Origin of the sequence: Cellulosimicrobium cellulans, from assembly GCF_016907755.1 — a bacterium.
Classification (GTDB): Bacteria; Actinomycetota; Actinomycetes; order Actinomycetales; family Cellulomonadaceae; genus Cellulosimicrobium; species Cellulosimicrobium cellulans_D.
Map to the genome: position 1 here is coordinate 4,335,168 of NZ_JAFBCN010000001.1, position 24,163 is coordinate 4,359,330.

Sequence of the window (24,163 nt, forward strand, 5' to 3'; positions counted from 1 at the left end):
TGGCCCCCTCGGCACGGTCCGGCAGCAGGTCCCCGCACCCTACCCGCCGGGACGCCGTGTCCCGCTCGGCCCGACGTCGTGGCGTCGGGCCGAGCGGGACACGTGGGCTCAGGCGGCGTCGAGGCGGGCGCGCAGCTCCGGGTCGAGCTCGAGGTCGGCCGCGCCGAGGAGCTCGTCGAGCTGCTCGATCGTGCTCGGCCCGATGATCGGGACGACCGGGTGCTCGCCCCCGAGGAGCCATGCGAGCACGACCTGGTTGGGCGTCGCGCCGAGCTCGCCCGCGACCTCGTGGAGGAGGCGGATGCGCTCGCGCGTGGTCGGGTGGTCGAACCCGTCCCACAGCGGCTTGTCGCGGCGCACGTACGCCCCTTGGAGGATCGGCGAGTAGGCGGTGACGGCGAGCGGTGGGCGGCCGTCGACGCCGGTGGACGCCGCGTAGTCGAGCAGCTCGTACGACGCCCAGTTGTGCCGACCGACCTCGGGCGTCGGGTAGGCGTAGGTGTAGTTCTGCTGGACGAGCCCGTAGGGCGCGACGCCCTGGCGCAGCGCCTCCTCGCGCGCCTCGACGACGCGCCACAGCGCGACGTTCGAGATGCCCGTGATGCCGACGACGCCCTCGGCCTGGAGCTTGCCGAACGCGCCGACGGTCTCGGCGATCGCCGTGCCGTGGTCGTCGACGTGCCCGTACAGCACGTCCACGTGGTCGACGCCGAGGTGGCGCAGGCTCTCGTGCGCCTCGTACCCGACGACGTCGGCGCCGAGGCCCTGGAAGTTCGTGGGCTCGACGTTCTGCAGCGGCAGGGCCGGGTCCTTCTTCGCCGCGCCGAGCTTGGTCGCGATGCGCACCTCGTCGCGCACGCCGCGGCTCGCGAGCCAGCGGCCGAGGAGGTCCTCGCTGTCGCGGCCGTGGCCGCCGGCCCAGAAGCTGTAGTTGTTCGCCGTGTCGAGGAACGTGCCGCCCGCCTCGCGGTAGCGGTCGAGGATCGCGAACGACGTGTCCTCGTCGACGAGCGTGCCCATGTTCATCGTGCCGAGGCAGAGGGTCGACACGTCGAAGGAGGTGCGCCCGTCGCCGATGGTGCGGTACCGCATGGTGGTCTCCCGAAGCTCGTGGTGGTCCGTGGTGGACCCGTGGTCCTGATGACGTGCTCCACGCTACGGAGGGATCGGCACGGGTGTACGGTCCGATTCCATGGCCACAGACCAGACCAATTCCGAGCCACGGCCGGGCACGACGGCGGAGCTCGCCTGGGAGGCCCTGCTCGACCTGGGGACAGGGCCGGGCTCGCGCGTCGAGCGGCTCGAGCGCGCGATCCGCGACGCCGTGCACACCGGGCGCGTCCCGGTCGGGGCGGCGCTGCCGCCGAGCCGTCAGCTCGCCGAGTCGCTCGGGGTCTCGCGGTGGGTCGTCACGGAGGCCTACGGCCAGCTCGTCGCCGAGGGTTTCCTCGAGGCGCGGACCGGCGCCGCGACCCGCGTCTCCGCCGCGGCCGGTGCTCGGCCGACGAGCCCCGGAGGAGCGCGGTCGGGCGGACGACCGGCGATCGCCCGCGTGGGCGAGGTCCCGCCGTTGCCCGGCCGTGCCCGGTTCGACCTCGCGCCGGGCGTGCCCGACCTGCGGCACGTCCCGCGCGACGCGTGGCTGCGGGCCGCTCGCGAGGCCCTCGCCGCGTCGTCGAACGACGATCTCGGCCAGCCCGCGCCCGCCGGACACCCGCACGCGCGGGCCGTCGTCGCCGACCACCTGCGCCGGGCACGCGTCGTCGCCGGGCCGGACGACGCCGTCGTGCTCACGCGCGGCGCGACCGACGGGATGGCGCGCGTCGCCGCGGCGCTCGTCGAGGCGGGCCACACGCACCTGCTCGTCGAGGACCCGAGCTGGTCGGTGCTGCGCGACGTCGCCGGCCGCGTCGGTCTCACCACCGTCCCCGTCCCCGTGGACCACGCGGGCGCGGACGTGGACGCGCTCGTCGCGGCGTCGCGACGGACCGGGGCGCGCGCAGCGCTGCTGACGCCCGCCCACCAGTTCCCCACCGGCGCCGCGCTCGCACCCGAGCGGCGCGAGGCCGTGCTCGCGTGGGCCCGCGCCGTCGACGGCCTCGTGGTCGAGGACGACTACGACGCCGAGTTCCGGTACGACCGCCGGCCCGTCGCCGCGCTCCAGCAGCTCGACCCCGACCGCGTGGTCCTGCTGGGGTCGGTGAGCAAGACGATGAGCCCGGCGTTCGGCGTCGGGTGGATGGTCGTGCCCGCCCGCTGGCGCGAGTCCGTGATGCGCGCGGCCGCCACGACGCACGGCACGACGGCGGCGCCGTCCACGGTCGACCAGCTCACGTTCGCCCGCCTCGTCGCCTCAGGCGGGTACGACCGGCACCTGCGCGCCGCGCGGGGGCGGTACCGCCGCCGTCGCGACGCCGTGCTCGACGCGCTCTCGCGCGAGCTGCCCGGCGCCGCGGTGCGCGGCATCGCGGCGGGGATGCACGCGCTGCTCACCCTGCCCGGCTCACCCGACGACCCGGCGCCCGACGCCGCGCACGTCGTGCGCGAGGCCGCGCGGCGCGAGGTCACCGTCGTCGACCTGCGCCGCTACCAGGTGCGCCCCGCCGACCGGTCCACGACCCTCGTGCTCGGGTACGGCAACCTCGCCGACGCCCGCGTCGGCGAGGCCGTCGCCCGCCTCGCCGACGCGGTCCGTGCCGCTACTCGTCGTGGGACAGGAGGCTGAACTCGGCGAGCAGCTCGCCGATCTCGGTGGCGTCGACCTTCTTCTGGAGGCGGTCGCGCAGGATCCGCGGCCCGGGGATGTCGAGCTCCTCGCCGTCGCGCAGGGCGCTCACCGCGGCGAGCAGCTTGCGGACGTCGTAGGTGCTGTTGAAGACCTCGGGGACGCCGCGCTCCAGGTCGAGGAGCTGGTAGGCCGCCTCCATGCCGGTGCGCACGGAGTACTCGGTGGTGAAGATCGTGTCCCGCGTCGTCTCGGCGAACTGGCCGATGAACGCGAAGTTCTTCGCGCCGTCGGGCACGACCTGCGGCCGGTCGCCCGCGTGCCGGGGCATGAAGAACGCCGTGACGTACGGCATCATCACGGGCACGCAGCTCGCGGCCTCGGCGGCGAGGGTCGGGATGTCGGCCTCGGGCACACCGAGGTGGTAGAGCCACTCCTGCGTGATCTCCTCGCCCGTGCACTCCTGGAGGGGCTTCTTCACGTAGTCGCCGGGCGTGTCCACGAACAGCCCGTAGACCCACACGACGATCTCGTCCGGCGACTGCGCCTTGAAGTGCGGCTGCCGGTTGACGGTCCAGCTCATGAGCCAGGACGAGTCGCGCGCGGTGACGATGCCGCCCGTGACGACCTTGCCGCTGAACGGGTCGCGCTTGCAGATGCGCTCGATGTACTCCGGGATGCGCCGGTCGAGCGTCGTGACGGTGGCGGACTGCCACTTGGTGCGCGGGATGTCGGTGCTGAACACGTCGGGTCGCCCGAACGCCGGGTCCTTGGCGGCGACGCGCCGCCACAGGTCCCACGCGGGCGCCGGTCCCGTGTCCAGGCGGGCGGGGGTGTGCTGGTCGCCGTTGTCGGAGTTCTCCGTGAGCGACCCGATGGTCGCGATGACGAGGTCGTCCTCGCCGAGGTCGACCGTCTGCTCGACAGCGCCCCCGCCGGTCTCGTGGCCTGCCCCGTGGTCGAGCAGGTGCAGCCGCGTCGCGACCTTGCGGTCCGGCGCGAGCTCGAAGTCGACGTCGGTGACCTCGACGTGGAACCGGAACGTCACGCCCTGGTCCATGAGCCAGCGCGTCAGCGGCAGCACCATCGACTCGTACTGGTTGTACTTGGTGAACTTCAGCGCCGAGAGGTCGGGCAGGCCGCCGACGTGGTGGATGAACCGGTGCAGGTACAGCTTGAACTCGAGCGCGCTGTGCCACTCCTGGAACGCGAACATCGTGCGCCAGTACAGCCAGAACTGGCTGTCGAGGAAGTGCTTCGACATCACCTCCTCGATCGACTTCCCCTCCATGTCCTCGCGCCGCGCGAGGAAGATCTTGGTGATCTCCTTCTGCGCCTTCTCGTCGAGGCGGAACAGGTTGTCGAACCGCGCGTCCTTGCCGCGGTCCTCCGTGACGCGCTGGAGAGAGAAGTTCGGGTCGTCCTTGTTGAGCCAGTAGAACTCGTCGAGGACCGAGACCCCCTCGGTCTCGATCGACGGCACGGAGCGGAACAGGTCCCACAGGCACTCCATGTGGTCCTCGAGCTCGCGCCCGCCGCGGATGACGAACCCGCGCCGCGGCTCCTTGATGCCGTCGAGCGCACCACCGGGGAGCTTGAGCCGCTCGTAGACGGTGATCTTCTCCCCGGGGACCTGCCCGTCACGGACGAGGAAGCCCGCCGCCGAGAGCGAGGCGAGCCCCGCCCCCACGAGATGGACGGACCCGATCCGGTCCGTCCGCTCGGGCCTGCGCGGCCGCGCGAACGCCTCGTAGTTGCCGCTCGAGTAGTACATGCCACTCCCTCTCACCGCCGACGACAGGAAAGGAGCGCCGCCCACGGTGGCGCTCCCCTGCCATGCTCACGCCGGGCACGAGCGACCGCACCTCGGTGCACGAACGTGCAGCGCACGGGCAAGGCCGGGGCGGGTCGGGACACGAGCAGGGCATGGAGACGACGTCGCCCCGCCGCCCGCGCCCGTCCCGGACGACGGCGGTGTTCGCCCTGGCCGGCCTGCTCGCCGTCTCGACGGGGGCGGCCGCGTGCGCGCCCGCGGGCGTGGCGTCGCCGGTCGCCGGGCTGTCGGACGCGCGGGACCGGTGGGCGGCGGCGGGGTACGACGACTACGCGTTCACGCTCACGTCGTCGTGCGGCGAGCGGAACCTCATCGGGGACTTCGACGTCGAGGTCGTGGGCGGCGAGGTGGTCGCGGTCTCGGCGAGCCTCGCGCACCTGGAGACGACCCCGGAGTCGTACGTCGAGAGCGGTGGCCGCACGATCGACGGGTTCCTCGACCTCGTCGACGAGCGCCACGACGACGTCACCGACGTCGCGTTCGACGGCGAGCTGGGCTACCCGACGTCGCTCACGCTCGACCCGATGCCGCGCGCGATCGACGACGAGGAGTGCTACGCGATCACGGACGTGCACCCCGCGCGCGGCTGACGGCCGCCCACCCGGGCGACCGCGCGCCGTCGGGCACGCCGGTCGCCCGCGACGATCAGAGCCGCTCGGCGAGCAGCTCGACGAGAGCCTTGCCCTGCACGCCGGCGAGGTCGTCGGCCTGGGTGCGGCACGAGAACCCGTCCGCGAGGTAGACGTCGCCCGGGGCGGCGTCGCGCAGCGCGGGCAGCAGCGCGTTCTCCGCGACCGCGACCGACGTCTCGTAGTGGCCCTTCTGCATGCCGAAGTTGCCCGCGAGCCCGCAGCAGCCGGCGAGGACCTTGATCGTCGCGCCCGCGTCGCGCAGCAGCCGCTCGTCCGCGGCGAAGCCCATCACCGAGTGCTGGTGGCAGTGCGGCTGCACGACGGCGGTCACGTCCGACAGGTCGGGCACGCGCCACCCGGACTCGCGGCCGGGCGCGGTGTCGACCGACGTGAGGAGCTCGGCGAGCGTCCGCGTCGCGGCGGACACGGCCTGGGCGCGCGGGTCGTCGGGGAACAGGTCCACGAGGTCGGAGCGCAGCACGGCCGTGCACGACGGCTCGAGCCCCATGATCGGGATGCCGTTCACGGCGTACGGGCCGAGCACGGACAGCAGGTTCTCCAGGCGCTTGCGCGCGCCGTCGAGCTGGCCCGTGCTGATCCACGTGAGGCCGCAGCACGCCTGCTCGTCGGGCACGACGACGTCGTACCCCGCCGCGGTGAGCACCTTCACGGCGGCCTGCGGCACGCCCGGCGACATGTTGTCGCTGAACGAGTCCGTCCACAGCACGACCTTGGGGCGCTCGTCGCGCACGGGGTGGCCGGGCCGCTCGCCGATGTGCAGCCCGGGGACGCCCTGGGTCGCGCCGCCGCGCTTCCACCACGTGCGGAAGGGCACCTCGGCGAACGTGGTCATCGAGCGGCGCGTGTCCATGCCGCCCGCCCAGAGGACCGTCTTCGCCAGCGGCCGGAACCCGAGCAGCTTGTTGGCCAGGCGGGGCATCCCCGTCGCGAGCCGCGCCCAGACCGGCAGCCAGCCGAGCGAGTAGTGGTCGACGGGTCGCAGCTTGCCGCGGTACGTACGGTAGAGGACCTCGGACTTGTACTGCGCCATGTCGACGCCCGCGGGGCAGTCGCTCGAGCACGCCTTGCAGGACAGGCACAGGTCGAGCGAGTCGCGCACCTCCGGCGCCGCGAGGCCGCCCACGAGCGTGCCGTTCACGGCCTCCTGGAGCACGCGGGCGCGGGCGCGCGTGACGTCCTTCTCGTCCTTGGTCGCCTGGTACGACGGGCACATGAACCCGCCCGCGGCGGTGTTGTCCGCGCGGCACTTGCCGACGCCGACGCAGCGGTGCACGGCCTGCGTCATGTCGCCGTGGTCGTGCGCGAACGAGAAGCCCTGGTAGCCGGCGCGGCGCGAGATCTTCGTGACCTTCGCGGGCGCTGCCGTGCTCGTCCCGGGCGTGCCCGGCGCGCCGACCTTCGACAGCAGCGGGTGCGCGTGCGGGCGCCGCAGGTCGTCGTCGACCGCGCTCGGGCGCACGACGACACCCGGGTTCATGACGTCCTGCGGGTCGAACAGCGCCTTGAAGCGCTCCATGAGCGCGATCGCCTCGGGGCTGTACATGACCGGGAGCAGCTCCGAGCGCGCGCGCCCGTCGCCGTGCTCGCCCGAGAGCGAGCCGCCGTACTTCGCGACGAGCTCGGCCGCCTCGAGCATGAACGTGCGCAGCACCGACCCCGACGCCTCGAGCGGGATGTCGATGCGCAGGTGCACGCACCCGTCGCCGAAGTGCCCGTACGGCAGGCCGTCGACGCCGTAGCGCGCCATGAGCGCGTCGAGGTCGCGCAGGTAGTCGCCCAGCCGCTCCGGCGGGACCGCCGAGTCCTCCCAGCCCGGCCAGGCCTGCTCGCCCGCGGGCGTGCGCCCGGCGAGCCCGGCGCCGTCGGCCCGGATCTGCCACATCTTGGTCGCGTCGGGTCCCGCGGGCAGGATCATCGTGGCCTCGCTGCCCGACGCCGCGACGATCGCCTCCGCGTTCGCCATCGCCTCCTCGGGGGTCGCGCCCCCGACCTCGACCATGAGCCAGCCCGCGCCCGGCGGCAGCGGCGGGACGGACTGCGCGCCCTTGGCGCGGCGCACGACGTCGACGAGCCGCGCGTCGAGGCCCTCGACCGCGAGGGGGCTGAGGTTCAGGAAGGTCGGGACGTCGTCGGCCGCGGACGGCATGTCCGGGTAGCCGAGCACGACGAGCGTCGGCTTGGACGGCACCGGGACGAGGCGGACCGTCGCCTCGAGGATCGTCACGAGGGTGCCCTCGGTGCCGACGAGCGCCTTCGCGAGGTCCGACCCGTTCTCCGGCAGCAGGTGCTCGAGCGAGTAGCCCGACACCTGGCGCCCGAACCGCCCGAACTCCGTGCGGATCAGCGCCAGGTTCTCCCGGACGAGCTCCGCGAGCCCCGGGACGTCGGCGAACGTCGGGTCGCCCTTGCCCGCGGTGAAGCGGCGGCCGCGGCCGTCGACGACGTCGAGCTCGATCACGTTGTCGACCGTGCGCCCGTAGGCGACGGCGTGGGGACCGCACGCGTTGTTGCCGATCATGCCGCCGAGCGTCGCGCGGTTCTGCGTCGACGGATCGGGGCCGAACCGCAGCCCGTGCGGCGCGGCCTCCTGCTGCAGCGCCGACATGACGACGCCCGGCTCGATCCGCGCGGTGCGGGCCTCCGGGTCGACGTCGAGCACACGGTTCACGTGCCGCGTGAAGTCGAGGACCACGCCCGGACCGATCGAGTTGCCCGCCACCGACGTCCCGGCGCCGCGCGCCGTGACCGGCACCTCGAGCTCGCGCAGCACGTCGAGCGCCGCGACGACGTCGTCCGCGTCCTGCGGGTACACCACGGCCTCGGGCACGACGCGGTAGTTCGACGCGTCCGTCGAGTACTCGGCCCGGCGCCGCGTGGAGGAGTCGACCGCGCCGCGCACGACCGTCCGCAGGGCCTCGGCGAGCGCCGTGCGGGCGGCGTCGGCCGCCCGTTCGGCCTCGCGGAGAGCGGCCTCGCGCTCCGCCTCCGGCGACGTCGTCGCCCGGGAGCCGGACCGCCGCGAGCCGTTCCCGTCGTGCTGCGGGGCGGGGGTCGGGGTGGCGTCGATCTCAGCGGACACGTCGCGATTGTCGCACCCTCGCGCCCGGAGACCCGGAACCGTCCGACCCCTGGCAGCCGATCTGCCGAGGCAGAGCCGTCGGTCGGTCGAGGTAGAGGCCTGGCCCGCCGACCTAGGGCCCTGGTCCACCGAGGTAGCGGCGTGGTCCTCCGACCTATGGGCCCTGGTCCGCCGACGTAGAGGCGTGGTCCGCCGCGTAGCGCCCTGGTCATGCCAGACGGCGCGTGGTCACCCGTCACGGCCGGGGTTGCGGCCGGCATGGGCACCTGATGCCCGACGGCGGCCCGTCGCCCACCGCGGACGGGTCGCGGCCGCCCGACGTGAGCGAACGACGCCGCGGGTAGTTCGCCCAGGCGAGCAGAGACCACGGCGAGACGAAGCCGGGTCGGGGCGGGTGGTGGTGCCGCGTCGTGGCGGGCCTGGCGGGAGCCGCGAGGAACGAGCGGCGGATGGTAGACGCGGCACCACCACCCACCCCGACCACCCAGGGCGACCACACGCCGTCGGGCATGACCAGGGCTTCACCTCGGCCGACCAGGGATCTACCTCGGCGTCAGAGGACGAGCTCCGGTTGGAGCTTCTTGATGGTCCAGACGCGCTGCTTGCGGGCCGCGAGGGTCGTGACGGCGAGGGCGCCGACCAGGACGACGAGGAGGACGGTGACGTCGCGCGTGACGGTCGCCATGTTGCCGCCGTACAGGAGCTGGCGCAGGCCCTCGACGGCGTACGTCATGGGCAGGAACTGGTGCATCGAGCGCAGCGGCTCGGGGATCGTCTGCCACGGGAACGTGCCGCCCGCCGTGACGAGCTGGACGAGCATGAGCACGAGCCCGAGGAACTGCCCGGCCGCGCCGAGCCAGACGTTGAGCGCCTGGAGGATCGCGACGAACGTGGCGGACACGAGCACGAGGAACAGCGCGGTCCCGACGCCGTGCACGGGGTCGATGTCGAGCGCGAACTTGGTCACGGTGAACATCGCCGCGACCTGCACGACGCCGATCGCGGCCGGGGTGAGCCACCCGCCCAGAGCGGTGGCCAGGCCGGAACGGCCCGCGGCGAGCGCCCGCGAGGACAGCGGGCGCACGAGCAGGAAGAGCACGTAGGCGCCGATCCAGGTCGCGAGCGACAGGAAGAAGGGCGCGAGGCCGCCCCCGTAGGTGCCGGCGGACGACAGCGCCTCGTTCTTCACGGACACCGGGTTGCCGATGGTCTCGGCGGTGTCCTGGCGCGTCTGCTCGTCGAGGTCCGGCACCTGGCCGAGCCCTTCGGCGAGCCCGTCGCGGAGCTGGGTGACGCCGTCGACGAGCTCGCCGGACCCGTCGCGGAGCTGCGACGTGCCGTCCGCGAGCGAGGTCGCGCCGTCGGACACCTGGCGCGTCCCGTCGGCGAGCCGGGAGACGCCGTCGACGAGCTGCGGGGTCGCGGCGGCAAGCTGCCCGGTGCCGTCGGCGAGGCGGTCGGCGCCGTCGGCGGCGCTCGCGATGCCCGCCGTCAGCTGCGGCGTCGCGGCGGCGAGGCGGGCCGCGCCGTCGGACACCTGGCGTGAGCCGTCGGCGAGCTGGTCGAGCTTCCCGGACGCGGCCGTCACCTGGTCGACGGCGCCCTGAACCTGCTCGCGCTGCTGGTCGAGCACCGGCGCGACCTGCGACCGCACCTGGTCGGCGGTCGCCTGGTCGAGGACGCCGTCGGCGACGAGCTGGTCGAGCCGGGCGTCGACGTCGCCGCGGGCCGTGTCGAGCGCGGGCAGCACCTGGCCCGCCGCGTCGGCGGCCTGCTGCCCGTACTGCGCCACCTGCGCGTTCCCGTCGGCGACCTGCGCGGCGCCGTCGGCGAGCTGGCGCGTCTGGTCGGGCAGCGACGACGTCGCGCCCCGGAGCGTCCCGAGCCCGGAGGCCAGGGACTCGGCGCCGTCGTCGAGCTGCCCGACGGCGTCCGCGAGCGTCCCGGTGCTCGCGTCGAGCCGCTCGGCGCCGTCGGCGGCCCGGCCCGCGCCGTCGGCGAGGGTGTGCGCGCCGTCGTCCGCGGTGACGAGGCCGTCGCGGAGCTGCGTCGCGCCGTCGAGGAGCTGGTCCGCGCCGTCCACGGCGTCGGCGAGGTTGGTGTGGATGGACGCGAAGCCGCGCAGGAACGTGTCCGCCGCCTCGGTGCCCACCTGCTCGGCGATCGAGTCGCGCACCTTGCCGACGATCTGGTCCGCGATGGTGCGCGCGAGGTAGTTGTTCGCGTCGTTCGTGATGAGCGTCAGGCTCGCCTGCTGGGGTGCGAACTCGCCCGCCGACGCGAGGTCGGCGGAGAACGTCGGGCCGATGACGAGCGCGGCGTCGTAGCGCCCGGACCGCACGCCGTACTCGGCGTCCACCTGGCTCGTCTCGACCCAGCCGAACCCGCCGTCGTCGAGGAGCTGGTCGGCGACGTCGCGGCCGAAGTGGCGCTCGGTCGTCGTCCCGGTCTGGGCGTCCGTCGTCGTGGTGCCCTCGTCGAGGACGACGAGCGCGGCGGGGATCTCGTCGAGCTTGTCGTACGGGTCGTGGTTGGCGAAGAGGTACAGGCCGGCGTAGAGGGTGGGGATGAGCGCCATCGCCAGGATGGCGAGGCGCGGCAGCGTGCCCGCGGCGAGGCGGCGCAGCTCGGACAGCCCGAGACGGATCGCGGTCATCGGCCCTCCTCGGGGTCGCGCTGGGTGTCGGCACGCTCGTCGAACCCGGGATCGTTCCTCAGATCTTCGCCAGCCTGGGGAGCGACCCCGGGTCCGGCGACGTCCGGAGGCTCGATCGGGTCCGGGTCGGAGGCGGGCGGTGGGGTGGGGCGGGTCCGCAGGACGACGACGGGCGGCTCGTGGATCGAGGCGCCGCGGGCCGGGGGCAGGTCGACGCCGAGGTCGCGGGCCGAGGCGCGCGTGCACTGCACGAGCACGCCGTAGCCCGCGGCGGCGAGGGACTGCGCGACCTCCCACCAGCCCGACGGCTCGCCCCCGTGACGGTCCGGGAGGGTGAGCACGAGGAAGCGGACGTCGGGGTCCTCGGCCGCGAGCGCCGCGAGCAGCGCGGTGCGCACGACCCCGGGGACCTGGTCGAGGCGCCGCGCGCGGTCGGTGGTGAGCGAGTGGTCGGCGAGCCAGCGGGTGACGTCCGACGGCAGCGACCGTCGTCCGGCGAGCGCGAGGCCCTCGGCGACGACGTCGGACACGGTGAGCGCGTCGTCGGGCTCGCTGATGCCGGGGACGTCGACGACGGCGGTCACGTCGCGCAGGGTGGCGGCGGCGCCGCGCGCGACCCGTCCGGACCGTCGTGACGGCGTGCTCGCGGGCAGGAGCCGGACCTCGCCCCCGGAGGGGTCGAACCGGCCCGTGGCGACGAGGGCGAGGGCGGTGTGCCCGTGGCCGGGCTCGCCCGCGACGAGCACGCACTCGCCCGTGGACCAGACGAGGTCCATCGGCTCGAGCATCGGCTCGCGCCGCCCGTCGACGCGGACGTCCGTCAGCGTGATCTGCATCCCGGCTCTTCCTTCTCGTGGGTCCCCGGTCCTCCCCGAGGACGCCGTTGACTCACGGTCAACAACGCTACGCCTCTTGTTGACTCGCGGTCAACAACGGCGTACAACGGAGGTCATGCCCCGCACGCCCGCGCCCTCCGCCGACCCCCCGGCTCTCGCCGACGCCACGAGCCCCCCGCACGGCCCGCGCCGCCGGCGTGAGCCCGCCGACCGCCGTCGCGAGCTGCTCGACGCCGCCGCACGGCAGGCCGACGAGCACGGCCTGGACTCCCTCACCCCTGCGGTCGTCGCCGCGCGGTCGGGAGCGTCCAAGGCGCTCGTCTTCCACTACTTCGGGTCCACGGCGGGACTGCGCCGGGCCGTCGCGCTCGAGGCCGTGGCGGGGCTCGAGGCGGCGACCGTCGCACCGGACGATCGTCCCCTCGGAGAGCGTCCGGCGCTCGCCGTCGCGTCGTTCCTCGACGCGGTCGAGGCCCGGCGCCTCGTCTGGCAGGACCTCTGGCGCGGCGCGCTCGCCGAGGACGACGCGACGCAGGAGGCTCTCGCACGCGTCCGGGAAGGCCTCGTCGCCCGGCTGACCTCTACGGTCTCCGCGACGTCCGGCGCGCCGCTCACGTCGCCGCGCCTCCGGCTGATCGCCGCGGGCTGGGTCGCGCTCGTCGAGAACGTCACGGCGGCGTGGCTCGGCGGGAGCGAGCTGTCCCGCACGGAGATCGAGCGGCTCGTCCTCGCGAGCGCGGTCGTCCTCGTGCCGGAGCTCCCCGAGCCCGCGCGCGGCGCCGTCCTCGCCATCGCCCGGGCGAACTCGTCCCCGGCGGGCTAGCGTCGGGAGAGCGCCCGCCAGACACGCACACAGGGCGGCACGGACGAGGTCGGGAGGAAGCGCATGCGCGTGGTGGTCGTCGGGGCGAGCGGGAACGTCGGCACCGCGCTGCTGCGCCGGCTCGCGGTCGAGCCCGTCGTGACGTCCGTCGTCGCGGTCGCGCGCCACGTGCCGCGCGCCGACGGGTCGAGCACCGTGCGGTTCCCCCACGACACCGCGACGTGGCGCTACGCCGACGTCGCCGCGACGGACGCCGCCGAGCGGCTCGGCACCGCGTTCGCCGGGGCCGACGTCGTCGTCCACCTCGCGTGGGCGGACCGGGGCGGCCACGGACGCCGCCGGGCGAACGTCGAGGGCGCGCGCGCCGTCGTCACGGCCGCGCGGCAGGCCGGCGTCGCCCACCTCGTCGTCGCGTCCTCGGTCGCGGCCTACTCCCCCGCCCCCTACGCGGGCGACGCGCGGGACGCCCCCGTCTCCGAGGGCTGGCCGGTCCGGGGTGCCTCCGGCGCGCCGCACGCAGAGGACAAGGCCGCCGTCGAGGCCCTGCTCGACGGCGTCGACCGCACCGGCGGGATCGTCGTCTCGCGCGTGCGGTCACCCCTCGTCCTCCAGCGCGACGCCGCGTCCCAGATCGCCCGGGACCTGCTCGGGCCCCTCGCCACGCGCGCGCTGCGACGGAGCCCGCTGGCGTCCGTCCGCGTCCCCGAGGGCCTGCGGTTCCAGGTGGTCCACGCCGACGACCTCGCCGAGGCCTACGCCTGGATCGTCGTGGGACGTCACCCGGGGCCGTTCAACGTCGCCCACCCCACGGTGCTCGGGCCCCAGGACGTCGCGGACGTCGTCGCCGACGGCCACCTGGAGCAGGTGCCCTACGGGTCGGTGCGGACGGCGGTCGTCCTGGGCCGCGCAGCACGCCTCGTGCCGGTCGGCGCAGACTGGCTCGACCTCACGATGCGGGTCCCGGTCCTCGACACGCGGCTCGCGCACGAGCTGCTGCGCTGGACGCCCGCGCACGGCGCGAAGGACACCCTGGCGGAGCTGGTCGACGGCGTCCGTGCGGGCGCCGGGACGTCGTCGCCCCCGCTCCTGCCCCGCTGACCCGCCGCGGCGTCGGTCGACCGCACCCGGACTCCACCGAGCACGACGTGAGGGTCGCTGTCCCACGGACAACGACCCTCACGTCGTGCTCGGCGCGATCGTGCGCGCGTCAGCTCTCGAGAGCCGCGTCCAGCGTGATCGTCGGGACGCCCGCGAGCGCCTTCGACACGGGGCACGTCGCCTTGGCCGTCTCGGCCGCCTGCTGGAACCCGGCCGCGTCGATGCCCTCGACCTCGCCCCGGACCGTGAGCGCGATCGTCGGGATCTGGAAGCCGCCCGCGGGGTCCGGCGCGAGCGTGACCTCGGCCGTCACCTCGAGCGAGACGGGCGTCGCGCCGGCCTCGGCGAGCACGGCCGAGAACTGCATGGCGTAGCACGACGAGTGGGCGGCGGCGATGAGCTCCTCGGGGCTCGTGACGCCGCCCGCGTCGTCCGCGGCGCGACGCGGGAACGAGACGTCGTACGTGCCGACCTTCGAGCTCGACAGCTCGACCTGGCCCTGACCGTCCTGCAGTCCACCGTTCCAGGCGGTACGAGCGATACGCGTGGGCATGCGAGATCTCCTTCGACATCGGGGTGCCCGGGAGGGACCGGGCTCGTCCCGACCGTAACGCCCCGACGGCCCGTCTGCCCCCGAGCGCGGTGCACGTCACAGTGCCGCGAGATCGGCGGTCGCGGTCGAGATCAGCGGTCGCAGTCGCCGATCTCGACCGCAGGCGCTGAAGTCACGGTGCGCTCGCACGAGCGTCGCCCGGGCTCTCGCCGCCGCGCCCGTAGAGTGTGCGCCCGTGAGCGTCGAGGAGATCCTGGGGTTCGTCACGGGGGCCGCGTGCGTGTGGCTCGCGGTGCGGCAGAACGTGTGGACGTTCCCCGTCGGGCTGGCCAACAACGTCGTGTTCCTCGTGCTGTTCACGGGCGCAGGCCTGTACGCGAACGCGGGCCTGCAGGTCGTGTACCTCGTGCTCGGCGCGCTCGGCTGGTACTGGTGGCTGCGCGGCGGCACCGACCGGGGACGGCTCGTCGTGCACCGCACGCCGCGCGCGGCGTGGGTGGTCGGGCTCGTGGCCGCCACGGCGACGACGGCCGCGCTCGTCGCCGTCCTCACGACCTGGACCGACTCCGCGGTGCCGTTCTGGGACGCGCTGACGACGTCGTCGAGCCTGCTCGCGCAGACGATGCTCGGGCGCAAGTGGATCGGCAACTGGTGGGTGTGGATCGCCACGGACGTCGTGCTCGTCGGGCTGTACGCGAGCCAGGGCCTGTGGCTCACCGCCGCGCTCTACGTCGGGTTCGTCGCGCTGTGCGTGCAGGGCCTGCGCGAGTGGTCGGCGGCCCGGCGCGACCCCGGCGCCGAGGCGGCCGCGGGCACGGCGGACCCGCGAGCCGTCGGCCCGGCCCCCGTGCCCGACGACGCGGAGCCGGCCCGGTGACGCGGCTCGCCCACGGCCTCGTCATCGGCAAGTTCTACCCGCCGCACGCGGGCCACGTGCACCTGGTCCGCTCCGCGCTCGCGCGCTGCGAGCGCGTCACCGTCCAGGTGCTCGCCTCGACGAGCGAGTCGATCCCCGCCGAGACCCGGGCGGCGTGGCTGCGCGCCGAGGTGCCCGGCGCCCGCGTGGTGCACGGGCTCGACGACGCTCCCGTCGACTACGCCGACCCGCACGCGTGGGACGAGCACGTCAAGGTCATGCGCTCCCTCCTCGACCCCGACGACCCGCCGGTCGACGCGGTGCTCACCTCCGACCGGTACGGCGTCGAGCTCGCCCGGCGGTTCGACGCGACGTGGGTCCAGGTGGACCCGGACCGCCGCCACCTGCCCGTGTCCGGGTCCGCCGTCCGCGCCGACCCCGCGGCGCACTGGTGGGCGCTGCCCGCGCCGGTCCGCTCCTGGTACGTGCGGCGCGTCGTCGTCCTCGGTGCCGAGTCCACGGGCTCGACGACGCTCGCGACCGACCTCGCCGCCCACCTCGGGCTCGACCCCGTGCTGGAGTTCGGGCGCGAGTGGTCCGAGGTCCGGCCCGGCGGCCTCGCCGCGCCGTGGCACACCGCCGAGTTCGACCTCGTCGCGCGCGAGCAGGCCCGGCGCGAGGACGCCGCCGCCGCGGTGTCGCCCGTCCCGCTCGTCGTGTGCGACACCGACGTGCTCGCCACGACGCTGTGGCACGAGCGCTACGTGGGCCACCGCTCCCCCACCGTCGAGTCGCTCGCCGCCGCCCGGCGCCCCGACCTCTACGTCCTGACCGGCGACGAGATCCCGTTCGTCCAGGACGGCCTGCGCGACGGCGAGCACGTGCGCCACGCGATGCAGGACCGGTTCCGCGAGGTCCTCGCCGCGACCGGCCCGCGCCTCGACGACCCGGCCGACGTCGTGCGGCACCTCGGCCCCGCCGAGCTGCCGACGCCGGACGGCGCCCACCCGGGCGTCCCGTGGTTCGAGGTGCGCGGCGACCGGGCGAGCCGGCTCGCCCAGGCCCTGGCCGCCGTCGGGCCGCTGCTCGCCACCCCGCGCCACGTCGCCGACCCGCTCCCCCAGGCCGGCACCGACGCCTTCTGATCCCCGGGCCCGCTCCGGCGAGCCCCGCGGACCTGGCACGTACGTCCCCACGACCCGCGCACGACGGTGGCAGGATCGGCCCGTGACCGATCTCGAGCACGTGTCCTCCGCGCCGACCCGGCCGCAGCCCGCGGGGCGGGCCGACGGGCGCGACCCGTTCGCCCTGGGCGTCGACGACCTGTTCGGCACGCCCGTCACCGGAGCCGGCTCCGACGACGGCGCGGCCCGGGGCGGGCTGCCGCTCGACGAGAAGCTGCGCCAGGCGTACTTCTGGGTCGTCAACCACGCGATCATCAGCCCGCACTACGACGTCGAGTTCGCGGCGCCCGGCGCGCGGGAGACGAGCTTCCGGCTCGGCGACTCGAAGGCGCTGCTCACGCTGCCGAGCGACCAGTCGTACTCGAGCTTCGTGCTGCTGCCGCTCCTGACGTTCGCCGTGCGGGGGCGGTGCCTCATGATCGGCGGCCCGGGGCGCGGGAAGACCGCGAGCGCCGTCCTCATGGGCGTCCTGGCGGGCTACCCCGTGCGCGACGTGCGCCGCGCGATGCAGCACGGGCACCCGCAGCTCACCGTGTCGGACCTGTTCGGCACGCCGCTGCCCAAGGACCTGGTGCAGGCGGACAGCCTCGCGGACGTGGACGTCGCGTGGCGGTCGTGGCTGGGCATGCGCGTGAAGATCGTCGACGAGTACAACCGCATCCCGACACGCACGCAGTCGGCGCTGCTCACCGTGCTCGCGGACGGGTACGTCGAGGTCTACGACCAGGTGTACGAGACGGGCGACGCCGCCTGGTACCTCACGGCGAACGACGACGCGGGCGGCGGCACGTACCAGGTCGTGGACGCGCTGCGGGACCGCATCGACGTCGTCGTGCACGCGCTGCCGTTCAACAACCGCTTCCTGGGCGACCTCGTGGCCCGGGCGGAGCGGCGCGTGCGGCCGGAGGAGAACGTGCCCCCGGAGATCGTGTTCGACGCCGCCGAGCACGACGCGCTGCACGCCGCGATCCTCGCCGTCCCGTTCCCGGAGCCGGTGCGCCGACGCCTCGAGTTCTTCGCGAGCCAGCTCGAGGTGCTGGAGCGCGCGGGGTGGCAGTTCGAGTACCGGACGAAGGACACGGCGCGCGTCGCGGGCGTCGACCCGCACCTCGTGGCGACGGCGGACACGGGCCGCGACCGCCTGGGCGACGTGGGCGCGCAGACGCTCAACGGCCTGTCGGTGCGCGCCCTGCAGTCGCTCGTCGCGTACGCGAAGGCGATGGCGTACTTCCGCGGGGACGCCGAGGTGGAGCTCGCCGACCTGCGCGCCGTGCTCCCGTTCGTCCTGCACGACAAGCTGCTCCCGGACCTGCAGTCGGCCCCGTTCGACGACCGCGAGCGCGAGCCCCTGCGCTCGGACCGCGTGTCGTGGATCCGCGACCTCTTCGACACGGCGTGCCGGCAGTACGACGCCGCGGGCCTCGACGACCAGGACGACGTGGGGGCGGTCCTCGCGGACGTCGCGGCGGGGTTCGAGGGGCTGCCCGAGGCGGAGGTGCTGCGCCGGCTCGCCCGGATCGAGCACGTGCTCGCGTCGTGGGAGCAGCACGCCAAGCTGCACGGCCACGTGTACGAGGACGCGCTCGCGCTCAAGTACGCCCACCAGCGGTACACGAACTACCTCACCTGGCTGCGCTGGAGCGGCGCGTGACGCTGCCCGACGGCGTGCGGTCGCCGTCGGCCGGGGACGCGGCCCCCGCGGCTCCTTCGCCCTTCGCCGCCCGCGCGCTCGCCGAACGGGAGCGGTACGACGCCGTCCTCGCGCGGGCCCTCGCGCACGGCGCGGACCGCGACGGCCTGGCCGACGCGGTGCGGGAGGTGGCCGCGGCCGCGGACCCGCTCGCCCGGCAGCTCGGTGCCGACGCGTTCGCGGCGACGTGCGACGCGCTCGTCGACGCGCTCGCGCGGCTCGCCGCCGCGCGTCGCTGGCGTCCCGGCGCACCGGAGCGGCGCGCGCTCCTCGACGTCGTCCCGCGGCTCGCGCCGTGGCTCGCCCTCGCCCCTGCGGTCACGGTCGCGGCGGTCGTCGACGCCGCACGGGCCGTCGGGGGCGGTCCGGGTGCGCGCGGGGACGTGACGGCGTGGGCGGCGCGCGTGGTCGACGCCGCCGCCGCGGGGGGCCGCAGCCCGGCGAGCGTCGGCCCGGGACCCTCCGCGGCGGACCTGGTCCGGGGCGCGGTGCTCGTCGCGGCGTGGCGCAGCGGGCTCGTGCGCTACCGGGACGCGGCGCTCGACGCCGCGCGGTCGCTCCCGGAGCAGGTCGCGCGGGCCGCGCTGTCGCTCCCCGGGTCCGGGGCGGATGGGAGAGCCGACGCCGCGGACCTGCGGGCCGTGCTCGACCGCCACGCCGCGGACCCGTGGTGGTGGCCCGCCGTCGGCCAGGGCGTCGAGCCCGCCGGGACGCGGTGGGTCCGGCTGCCGGGCGCTCCCGGGCCCGCCGAGGTCCTGGGGCGCTTCGGAGGCTTCCGCGGATTCGGCGGGCCGTGGCTGTCGCCCGCGCTCGTCGTCGGCGCCGACGCGCGCCGCCCCGGCCTGCGCTGGGTGCTGCTCTCCGCCGGCGACGGCCCGCCGACCGCGGTGGACACCGCCGTGGGCGCCGCCGCCGTCGGCGACGAGACGGTCGAGTGGACGCTCGTCGCCGACGTCCACGGCGCGTTCGTCGCGCGCGCCCCGGGTGCGGGTGACCACGCCACCGGCACGGTCACCCCGCCGGGGACCGACGTCGACGACCAGAGCCTGCACGGGTCGGACCACGGTCCCGCCGGCCGACGCGCGGCCGACCCGGCCCCCGACGTCGCCCTGACGGACGTCAGCGGCGCCGCGGTGGCCGAGACGCCGTCGGGCCGGCTCGCCCTGCTGAGCCGGACGGGCTCCTACGACGTCCTCCTCGTGCGGTGGCCCCGGTGAGCGCGCCGACGCCGGAACCCGTCGGGGCACTGCCCGACGAGCGGCCTCGCGCCGACCTCGGGGCGCTGCGCCAGCGGTGGCAGGCCGCGTGGCCCGAGGCGCTCGCGGCCTGGGGGCGGTTCACGCGCCTCGGCGCCCCGACGCTGCACGGCCCCGCCACGGTCCCGGAGGGGGTCGGGTCGTTCGCGTGGTTCTCGACGACGCGCGTGAGCGTGCACGTGAACCTCGCCGAGGTCGTGGAGCTGGGGATCGAGGACCACGCGGTCGCGGTCCTCGCGCACGAGGTGGGGCACCACGTGCTCTCCCCCGGCGACCTCACGACGAGCGCGCTCCTCGTCGCGCGCACGCGCGCCGGGCTCGTGGACCAGGACCAGCTCGCGCCGCTCACCGCGAACCTGTGGAGCGACCTGCTCGTCAACGACCGGCTGCAGCGCCGCGCCGGGATCGACCTCGCCGGGCTGTGGCGCGCGCTCGGGCCGGGGACGAGCGTGGTCATGCAGACCGTGCTGCGCGCGGACGAGATCCTCTGGGGCCTGCCGCGCGGCGACCTCACCGCGTCCGACGTCCCGGTGGCCGAGCGCGAGGCGACGCTCGTGGCGCGCCTCGTGCGCGCCTACGCCGACGACCCCGTCGGCGGCGCCGCGGGGTTCGCCGCGCTGCTGCGCACGCTGCTCGCGACCGAGGCGGGGACGCTGGCCACCGCGCAGGACCCCCGCCGCCAGGCCCGGCCCGGGCGCGGCGACCGCGAGGTCCGCCGGCGGCACCTGCAGCGGCGGCGGTCCACGCTGCCCCAGGTGGTGTGCGGTCAGGACGAGGTGGCCGGGGCGGTGCCCGGCGGGCTCGCGACCGACCCGCGCGCCGTCGAGCCGGTGCGCCACCCCGCGCTCGACCCGCGCGTGGTCGGGGACCTCGGGCTGGGCGCGGCCGACGATCCCGTGACGGACGCCGCGCCGCACGCGCCCGGGACGGACGGCGCGGGCGCCCACGACGCGAGCGGTCAGGCCCTCGCGCCGGCGGACTACGACGCGACGCTCCGGCTGCTCGGGCTCACGACGGACGCCGCGGCGTCGGCCCGGCGCTGGTACCGCGAGCACGCCGCGCCCCTGCTCGTCCCGTTCCCCGTGCGCGAGCACGTGCGCGCCACAGAGCCGCTGCTCGGCGCGCACGAGCAGTGGGACGTGGGCGACGAGCTGGGCGAGGTGGACTGGACGGGGACGCTGCTGCGCTCCCCCGTCGTCGTGCCCGGGTTCACGACCGTGCGCCGGTCGGTCGACGAGGACACGGGCGACGAGCCCGACCGCGTCCCCGTCGACCTCGACCTCTACCTCGACTCGTCCGGCTCGACGCCCGACCCGACGCGCCGCGTCGCGCCGATCGCGCTCGCCGGGGCCGTGCTCGCGCTCTCGGCCCTGCGCGCCGGGGCGCGCGTGCAGGCGACGACGTGGAGCGGGCCGCGGCAGGTCGCGGGCACGGACGGGTTCGTGCGCGACGAGGACCGCGTGCTCGACGCGGTCGTCGCGCACTTCGGCGGCTCGACGTCGTTCCCCGTCCCGCTCCTGGAGCGCACGCACCTCGGCGACCCGGCCACCGGCGCCCCGCCGACGCGCACGCGCCCGTGCCACGTCGCGGTCATCTCCGACGACGGCGTCGTGTCGATGTTCGACGACGTCGTCCGGATCCGGTGGGGCGCGCGCCCCGACACCGAGCTCGTGGCGCCCCACGAGGGCGCCGCGGCGCGCGCCGTCGCGGCCGCCGGGGGCGGGGGCACGCTCGTGCTGGACGTCTCGGCGAAGGGTGCCGAGACGGTGCGGGACTACGCGGTGGGCTACCGGGTCCACGCCGTGCAGACCCAGGACGACCTCGTCGCGTTCGCCCACGCCTTCGCGCGCGAGCTGTGGGGCGCCTCGACCGGCGCCCCGGCGAGCACACCGTCGAGGAGCACGCCAGGGAGCAGCCGACCGGAAGGAGCCCGCCGTGACCGATGACCTCGCCCGCCCGACGGTCGAGGGCCCCGCGCTCGCCGACGTCGTGCACCGCCTGGCCGACACGCCCCCGGACGTGCTGGACCACCCCGTGGTCGCGGCCGCCGCGCTCGTCGGCGACACCGCGGACCTGCTCGCCGGGTCCGGCGCGGTCGGCGTGCTGCGCGGTCCGCAGCGTGCCGCCGTCGAGGCGCTGTGCACGCACGCCCCGTACGCGGCGCTCGCCGGGACGGTCTGCTGGCTCCTGCGCGACGAGCACCTGCTCGCCGCGCCCGCGTCCCGGGCCGCCGCGACGCCGGGCGCGCTCGTCCGGGTCGTCGAGCAGACCGTCCCCGCGCTCGCGCTGCTGCGGACGCCGGACGAGTGGCTGCACGCGCAGGCGGCGCGCGAGGAGCTGGCCCGCGCCGTGCTCCGCGAGCTCGGGCTGCGGCCCGCGGGCGAGACCCCCGAGGTGGCCCAGGACCGGTGGGCGGCGGTGAGCACGGCGGAGCAGCGCCGGATCGCGCGCGAGATGGCGCAGGAGGCACGGCGGGCCGAGCAGCTCGCGCGCGAGCTCGCGGAGAAGCGCGCCAAGGAAGCCGCGGCGCAGTACGCAAACTACTAGCGAAGCTCCTGACGAGGACTCCATGACGACACCCGACGACGCCCTCGACCTCACGCTCGACGAGTACGCCCCGGGCTCCGCGGTCGCGCTCACCGACGCCGAGCGCTGGCCCACGCTCGACGACGCCGGCCGCGCCGCGCTCGACGCGGTGCGGAACCACCCCGCCGCGCCCGCCTGGGTCCACGTCACGGGCGACCGGCTGCGCCCCGACGACCTCCCCGTGCTGGACGACGTCGCGGCACGCCTCGCCGCGGGCCGCGCGGACACCCGTGCCGGCACCCGCGTCGAGGAACCGGCCGTGCCCTCCGGCATCGCGGACGCGCCCGGCGCCCCGCCCGCGTGGGTGGGCGCCCTCGTCGACCGGGCGCACGCCGTCGTGCCGCGGTACCGCCGGGCGCGCGACCGCGGGGAGAGCCGGGCCGGGTCGCCGCTCACCGCGGTCCGGCCCGTCACGCGCGACGACCTGCGGCACGACGTGGCGTCGTTCGTGCCGGTGGACGTGCCGCTGGGGCGCGTGCTCGAGGGCACCAGCTCCGGCAGCACGGGCGCGGCGGTCCGCGTGCCGCTGCACCCCGTGGCCGTCGCGGCGGACCTCGTGCTCCTGCAGCACCTCGTCACCGATTCGGCAGCAGGCGCCGGCGCGACCTGGGAGCCCGCCCCCGGCCGCCTGGGCCTGATGAACCTCGTGGACCAGCGCGAGGCGTTCACGTACGCGTCGGCGATGACCGGGTTCCGCCGCGGACCGGGAGTCGCCGCCCCGAGCATGGCGCGCGTCAACCTCGACCCCGGCGCCTGGAGGGACCCCGGCGACCGCGCGGCGTTCCTCGCGGCGCAGGACCCGCAGGTGGTGTCGAGCTCGCCGCTGCCGCTCCTCGCGCTCGCCCGGCTCGTGGAGGAGCAGGGCCTCGCGCTGCACCCGGTCGCGCTCGTCAGCGGGGCCGCGCACCTGTCCGACGTCGCTCGCGCGCGCCTGCGCGCCACGTGGGACGTCCCCGTCGTCGACCTCTACGGGCTGCGCGAGACGGGCGCGGTCGCGGCCCGCACCGACGCGGGGCCGTTCGTCGTCGTCGCGGGCCGACGCGTCTGGGTCGAGGCCCTCGACGACGACGGCGCGCCCGTCCCCGACGGCGACCTCGGCGAGGTCGTCGTCACGGTCGACGAGAACCCGTACCTGCCGCTGCTGCGCTACCGCACCGGCGACCGCGCGCGGATCGTGCGGCGCGACGCGCGGGTCGAGCTGCACGACCTGGAGGGACGGTCGCCCGTGCGCTACCTGCGGCCCGACGGCGCGTGGGTGCCGTCGGTCGACGCCGCCCAGCACCTCCAGGCCCACGGCATGGCCGCGTGGCAGCTCCACCAGGCGGCCGACGGGAACGTCGTGCTCGACGTCGTCCCGGACGCCCCGGGCGACGCCGGGTCGCAGGCCGCGCGCGCCGCGGGGGACGCCGTCGGGCACCTGGTGGGACGTCGCGTCACCGTGCGCGAGGTGAGCCCGGCCCGGCTCGGGGCCGGCCGGGCCCGCCGCTGGTCGAGCGACGTGCCCGGCGGGGCCGCGTGACGCCTCAGCCGAGCTGCCCGACCGGACGGTAGACGACCGAGGAGGCCTTGTTGTCGAACGTGCCCAGCGTCGCGCAGTGCGGTGTGCAGTTCTTCTTCGCCCCCGCGTAGCTGTACGCGTCGTACAGGGTCACCCAGCAGCCCGCGTAGGTCGTGGCGGACGTGACGACGTTGTTCATGAGCAGGTTCGCGAGGTTCGGGAAGCCGTAGGTCGAGCCGCCGTAGCAGCCGTTGGTGCCGGAGCCGTAGAGCACCTTCGACGCGCCCTTGTAGTTGGCGTCCCGCCACAGCACGCCCAGGACGAGCGAGCTGGCGGCGGCGGCGGCGGTCACGCGCTCCGTCCCGGCGAGGCGCTGCCCGGCCGAGGCCGACGACGCCGACGCGTTGAGCTCCGAGACCACGCCCTCCACCTCCGCCGCCGTCGCGTCGGCGAGCCGGGACGGGGCGACGTCGCCGCCCGAGACGAACTCGAGCGCCTCCTCGAGCGAGCCGAAGCACACCTCGGGCGCGGGCGGGAGCGTGTCGGGGTCCTGGCCGGGCAGGAGAGGCTGCGCCTCGACCGCACAGCTCTCGCCGGTCGAGACCTGCGCGTCCGCGGCGGGGTCGGTGCCACGGTCCCAGGTCACGACCCGCAGGTCCGGCTCCGACGCGAGGGCGGGCGTCGCCGCGGCGGCGCTGAGGGCGAGTCCGGCGACGAGCGCGGCGGACAGGACGCGGAGCGAGGATCTGGTCATGGTTTCTCCTTCTGCGTGGGCCACGCCCCCGGGTTCGCACCCCGTGGACCTGCCGCGGGAAGGGGACTCCCACAGGACGGCC

The 24,163-nt window shown here is 75.7% G+C and carries 18 protein-coding genes; 11 read left to right on the forward strand and 7 right to left on the reverse strand.

Annotation, left to right across the window (positions count from 1 at the left end):
* Positions 1-108: 108 nt before the first annotated feature.
* Positions 109-1,092, reverse strand: coding sequence for an aldo/keto reductase (locus tag JOE63_RS18715; RefSeq protein ID WP_204542996.1), 984 nt, complete (start codon positions 1,090-1,092; stop codon positions 109-111).
* A 100-nt stretch (positions 1,093-1,192) separates the two neighbouring features.
* Between JOE63_RS18715 and pdxR the strand changes: the two genes are divergently transcribed.
* Positions 1,193-2,725, forward strand: a complete 1,533-nt coding sequence (pdxR, locus tag JOE63_RS18720; protein WP_204542998.1) for a MocR-like pyridoxine biosynthesis transcription factor PdxR — start codon at positions 1,193-1,195, stop codon at positions 2,723-2,725.
* On the opposite strand, the gene JOE63_RS18725 is transcribed toward pdxR, so the two are convergent.
* On the reverse strand, positions 2,700-4,499 hold the full coding sequence (locus JOE63_RS18725; protein ID WP_204543000.1) for an oleate hydratase: 1,800 nt from the start codon (positions 4,497-4,499) through the stop codon (positions 2,700-2,702). The genes pdxR and JOE63_RS18725 overlap by 26 nt on opposite strands.
* Before the next feature lie 152 nt (positions 4,500-4,651).
* On the opposite strand from JOE63_RS18725, the gene JOE63_RS18730 reads away from it, so the two are divergent.
* A complete protein-coding gene (locus JOE63_RS18730; protein WP_087469883.1) occupies positions 4,652-5,149 on the forward strand; it encodes a DUF6174 domain-containing protein in 498 nt (165 codons plus the stop codon).
* Positions 5,150-5,204: 55 nt separating this feature from the next.
* Here JOE63_RS18730 and JOE63_RS18735 read toward each other — a convergent pair whose 3' ends face one another.
* The 3 genes from JOE63_RS18735 to JOE63_RS18745 all read right to left on the reverse strand — a co-directional run bounded on the left by JOE63_RS18735 (position 5,205) and on the right by JOE63_RS18745 (position 11,783).
* Entirely contained in the window at positions 5,205-8,123 is a 2,919-nt protein-coding gene (locus tag JOE63_RS18735) for an FAD-binding and (Fe-S)-binding domain-containing protein (RefSeq protein WP_239578411.1), read from the reverse strand.
* Positions 8,124-8,844: 721 nt separating this feature from the next.
* On the reverse strand, positions 8,845-10,947 hold the full coding sequence (locus JOE63_RS18740; RefSeq protein WP_204543003.1) for a YhgE/Pip domain-containing protein: 2,103 nt from the start codon (positions 10,945-10,947) through the stop codon (positions 8,845-8,847).
* Entirely contained in the window at positions 10,944-11,783 is an 840-nt protein-coding gene (locus JOE63_RS18745) for a hypothetical protein (RefSeq protein WP_204543005.1), read from the reverse strand. The genes JOE63_RS18740 and JOE63_RS18745 overlap by 4 nt, the downstream gene beginning before the upstream one ends.
* Positions 11,784-11,898: 115 nt before the next feature.
* Here JOE63_RS18745 and JOE63_RS18750 point away from each other — a divergent pair, with 115 nt between their 5' ends.
* The gene (locus tag JOE63_RS18750; protein WP_087469885.1) at positions 11,899-12,606 is read left to right on the forward strand and encodes a TetR/AcrR family transcriptional regulator; all 708 of its coding nucleotides are present in this window, start codon (positions 11,899-11,901) and stop codon (positions 12,604-12,606) included.
* Positions 12,607-12,669: 63 nt separating this feature from the next.
* Positions 12,670-13,704, forward strand: a complete 1,035-nt coding sequence (locus JOE63_RS18755) for an NAD-dependent epimerase/dehydratase family protein (RefSeq protein ID WP_204543007.1) — start codon at positions 12,670-12,672, stop codon at positions 13,702-13,704.
* Positions 13,705-13,813: 109 nt separating this feature from the next.
* Here the strand turns inward: JOE63_RS18755 and JOE63_RS18760 are convergent, their stop codons facing one another.
* Positions 13,814-14,257, reverse strand: a complete 444-nt coding sequence (locus JOE63_RS18760) for an OsmC family peroxiredoxin (protein ID WP_087469886.1) — start codon at positions 14,255-14,257, stop codon at positions 13,814-13,816.
* A 235-nt stretch (positions 14,258-14,492) separates the two neighbouring features.
* On the opposite strand from JOE63_RS18760, the gene pnuC reads away from it, so the two are divergent.
* From pnuC to JOE63_RS21195, 7 genes are all read left to right on the forward strand, one after another.
* The gene (gene pnuC / locus JOE63_RS18765) at positions 14,493-15,134 is read left to right on the forward strand and encodes a nicotinamide riboside transporter PnuC (RefSeq protein ID WP_204543009.1); all 642 of its coding nucleotides are present in this window, start codon (positions 14,493-14,495) and stop codon (positions 15,132-15,134) included.
* The gene (locus JOE63_RS18770) at positions 15,131-16,258 is read left to right on the forward strand and encodes an AAA family ATPase (protein ID WP_087469888.1); all 1,128 of its coding nucleotides are present in this window, start codon (positions 15,131-15,133) and stop codon (positions 16,256-16,258) included. The genes pnuC and JOE63_RS18770 overlap by 4 nt, the downstream gene beginning before the upstream one ends.
* 82 nt (positions 16,259-16,340) lie before the next feature.
* The gene (locus JOE63_RS18775) at positions 16,341-17,948 is read left to right on the forward strand and encodes an AAA family ATPase (protein ID WP_087469889.1); all 1,608 of its coding nucleotides are present in this window, start codon (positions 16,341-16,343) and stop codon (positions 17,946-17,948) included.
* Positions 17,945-19,204: a hypothetical protein gene (locus tag JOE63_RS18780; RefSeq protein ID WP_204543011.1), complete on the forward strand. Its 1,260-nt coding sequence runs from the start codon at positions 17,945-17,947 to the stop codon at positions 19,202-19,204. The genes JOE63_RS18775 and JOE63_RS18780 overlap by 4 nt, the downstream gene beginning before the upstream one ends.
* Positions 19,201-21,189: a hypothetical protein gene (locus tag JOE63_RS18785; RefSeq protein ID WP_204543013.1), complete on the forward strand. Its 1,989-nt coding sequence runs from the start codon at positions 19,201-19,203 to the stop codon at positions 21,187-21,189. The genes JOE63_RS18780 and JOE63_RS18785 overlap by 4 nt, the downstream gene beginning before the upstream one ends.
* Positions 21,179-21,790 carry a hypothetical protein gene (locus tag JOE63_RS18790; protein ID WP_204543014.1) on the forward strand — a complete coding sequence of 204 codons (612 nt, stop codon included), beginning with the start codon at positions 21,179-21,181 and terminating at the stop codon, positions 21,788-21,790. Before JOE63_RS18785 ends, JOE63_RS18790 begins: the two co-directional genes overlap by 11 nt.
* 22 nt (positions 21,791-21,812) lie before the next feature.
* Positions 21,813-23,348 carry an AMP-dependent synthetase gene (locus JOE63_RS21195; RefSeq protein WP_239576759.1) on the forward strand — a complete coding sequence of 512 codons (1,536 nt, stop codon included), beginning with the start codon at positions 21,813-21,815 and terminating at the stop codon, positions 23,346-23,348.
* A 4-nt stretch (positions 23,349-23,352) separates the two neighbouring features.
* Here the strand turns inward: JOE63_RS21195 and JOE63_RS18800 are convergent, their stop codons facing one another.
* Positions 23,353-24,081 carry a hypothetical protein gene (locus JOE63_RS18800; protein ID WP_204543016.1) on the reverse strand — a complete coding sequence of 243 codons (729 nt, stop codon included), beginning with the start codon at positions 24,079-24,081 and terminating at the stop codon, positions 23,353-23,355.
* Between the last annotated feature and the right edge of the window lie 82 nt (positions 24,082-24,163).

What these genes read in the sequence shown, in the direction of transcription:
- JOE63_RS21195 (WP_239576759.1), top strand. Translation starts at nt 21,813, where the DNA reads ATGACGACACCCGACGACGCCCTCGACCTCACGCTCGACGAGTACGCC.
- JOE63_RS18715 (WP_204542996.1), bottom strand. Translation starts at nt 1,092, where the DNA reads ATGCGGTACCGCACCATCGGCGACGGGCGCACCTCCTTCGACGTGTCG.
- JOE63_RS18750 (WP_087469885.1), top strand. Translation starts at nt 11,899, where the DNA reads ATGCCCCGCACGCCCGCGCCCTCCGCCGACCCCCCGGCTCTCGCCGAC.
- JOE63_RS18800 (WP_204543016.1), bottom strand. Translation starts at nt 24,081, where the DNA reads ATGACCAGATCCTCGCTCCGCGTCCTGTCCGCCGCGCTCGTCGCCGGA.
- JOE63_RS18745 (WP_204543005.1), bottom strand. Translation starts at nt 11,783, where the DNA reads ATGCAGATCACGCTGACGGACGTCCGCGTCGACGGGCGGCGCGAGCCG.
- JOE63_RS18755 (WP_204543007.1), top strand. Translation starts at nt 12,670, where the DNA reads ATGCGCGTGGTGGTCGTCGGGGCGAGCGGGAACGTCGGCACCGCGCTG.
- JOE63_RS18760 (WP_087469886.1), bottom strand. Translation starts at nt 14,257, where the DNA reads ATGCCCACGCGTATCGCTCGTACCGCCTGGAACGGTGGACTGCAGGAC.
- JOE63_RS18740 (WP_204543003.1), bottom strand. Translation starts at nt 10,947, where the DNA reads ATGACCGCGATCCGTCTCGGGCTGTCCGAGCTGCGCCGCCTCGCCGCG.
- JOE63_RS18725 (WP_204543000.1), bottom strand. Translation starts at nt 4,499, where the DNA reads ATGTACTACTCGAGCGGCAACTACGAGGCGTTCGCGCGGCCGCGCAGG.
- pdxR (WP_204542998.1), top strand. Translation starts at nt 1,193, where the DNA reads ATGGCCACAGACCAGACCAATTCCGAGCCACGGCCGGGCACGACGGCG.
- JOE63_RS18730 (WP_087469883.1), top strand. Translation starts at nt 4,652, where the DNA reads ATGGAGACGACGTCGCCCCGCCGCCCGCGCCCGTCCCGGACGACGGCG.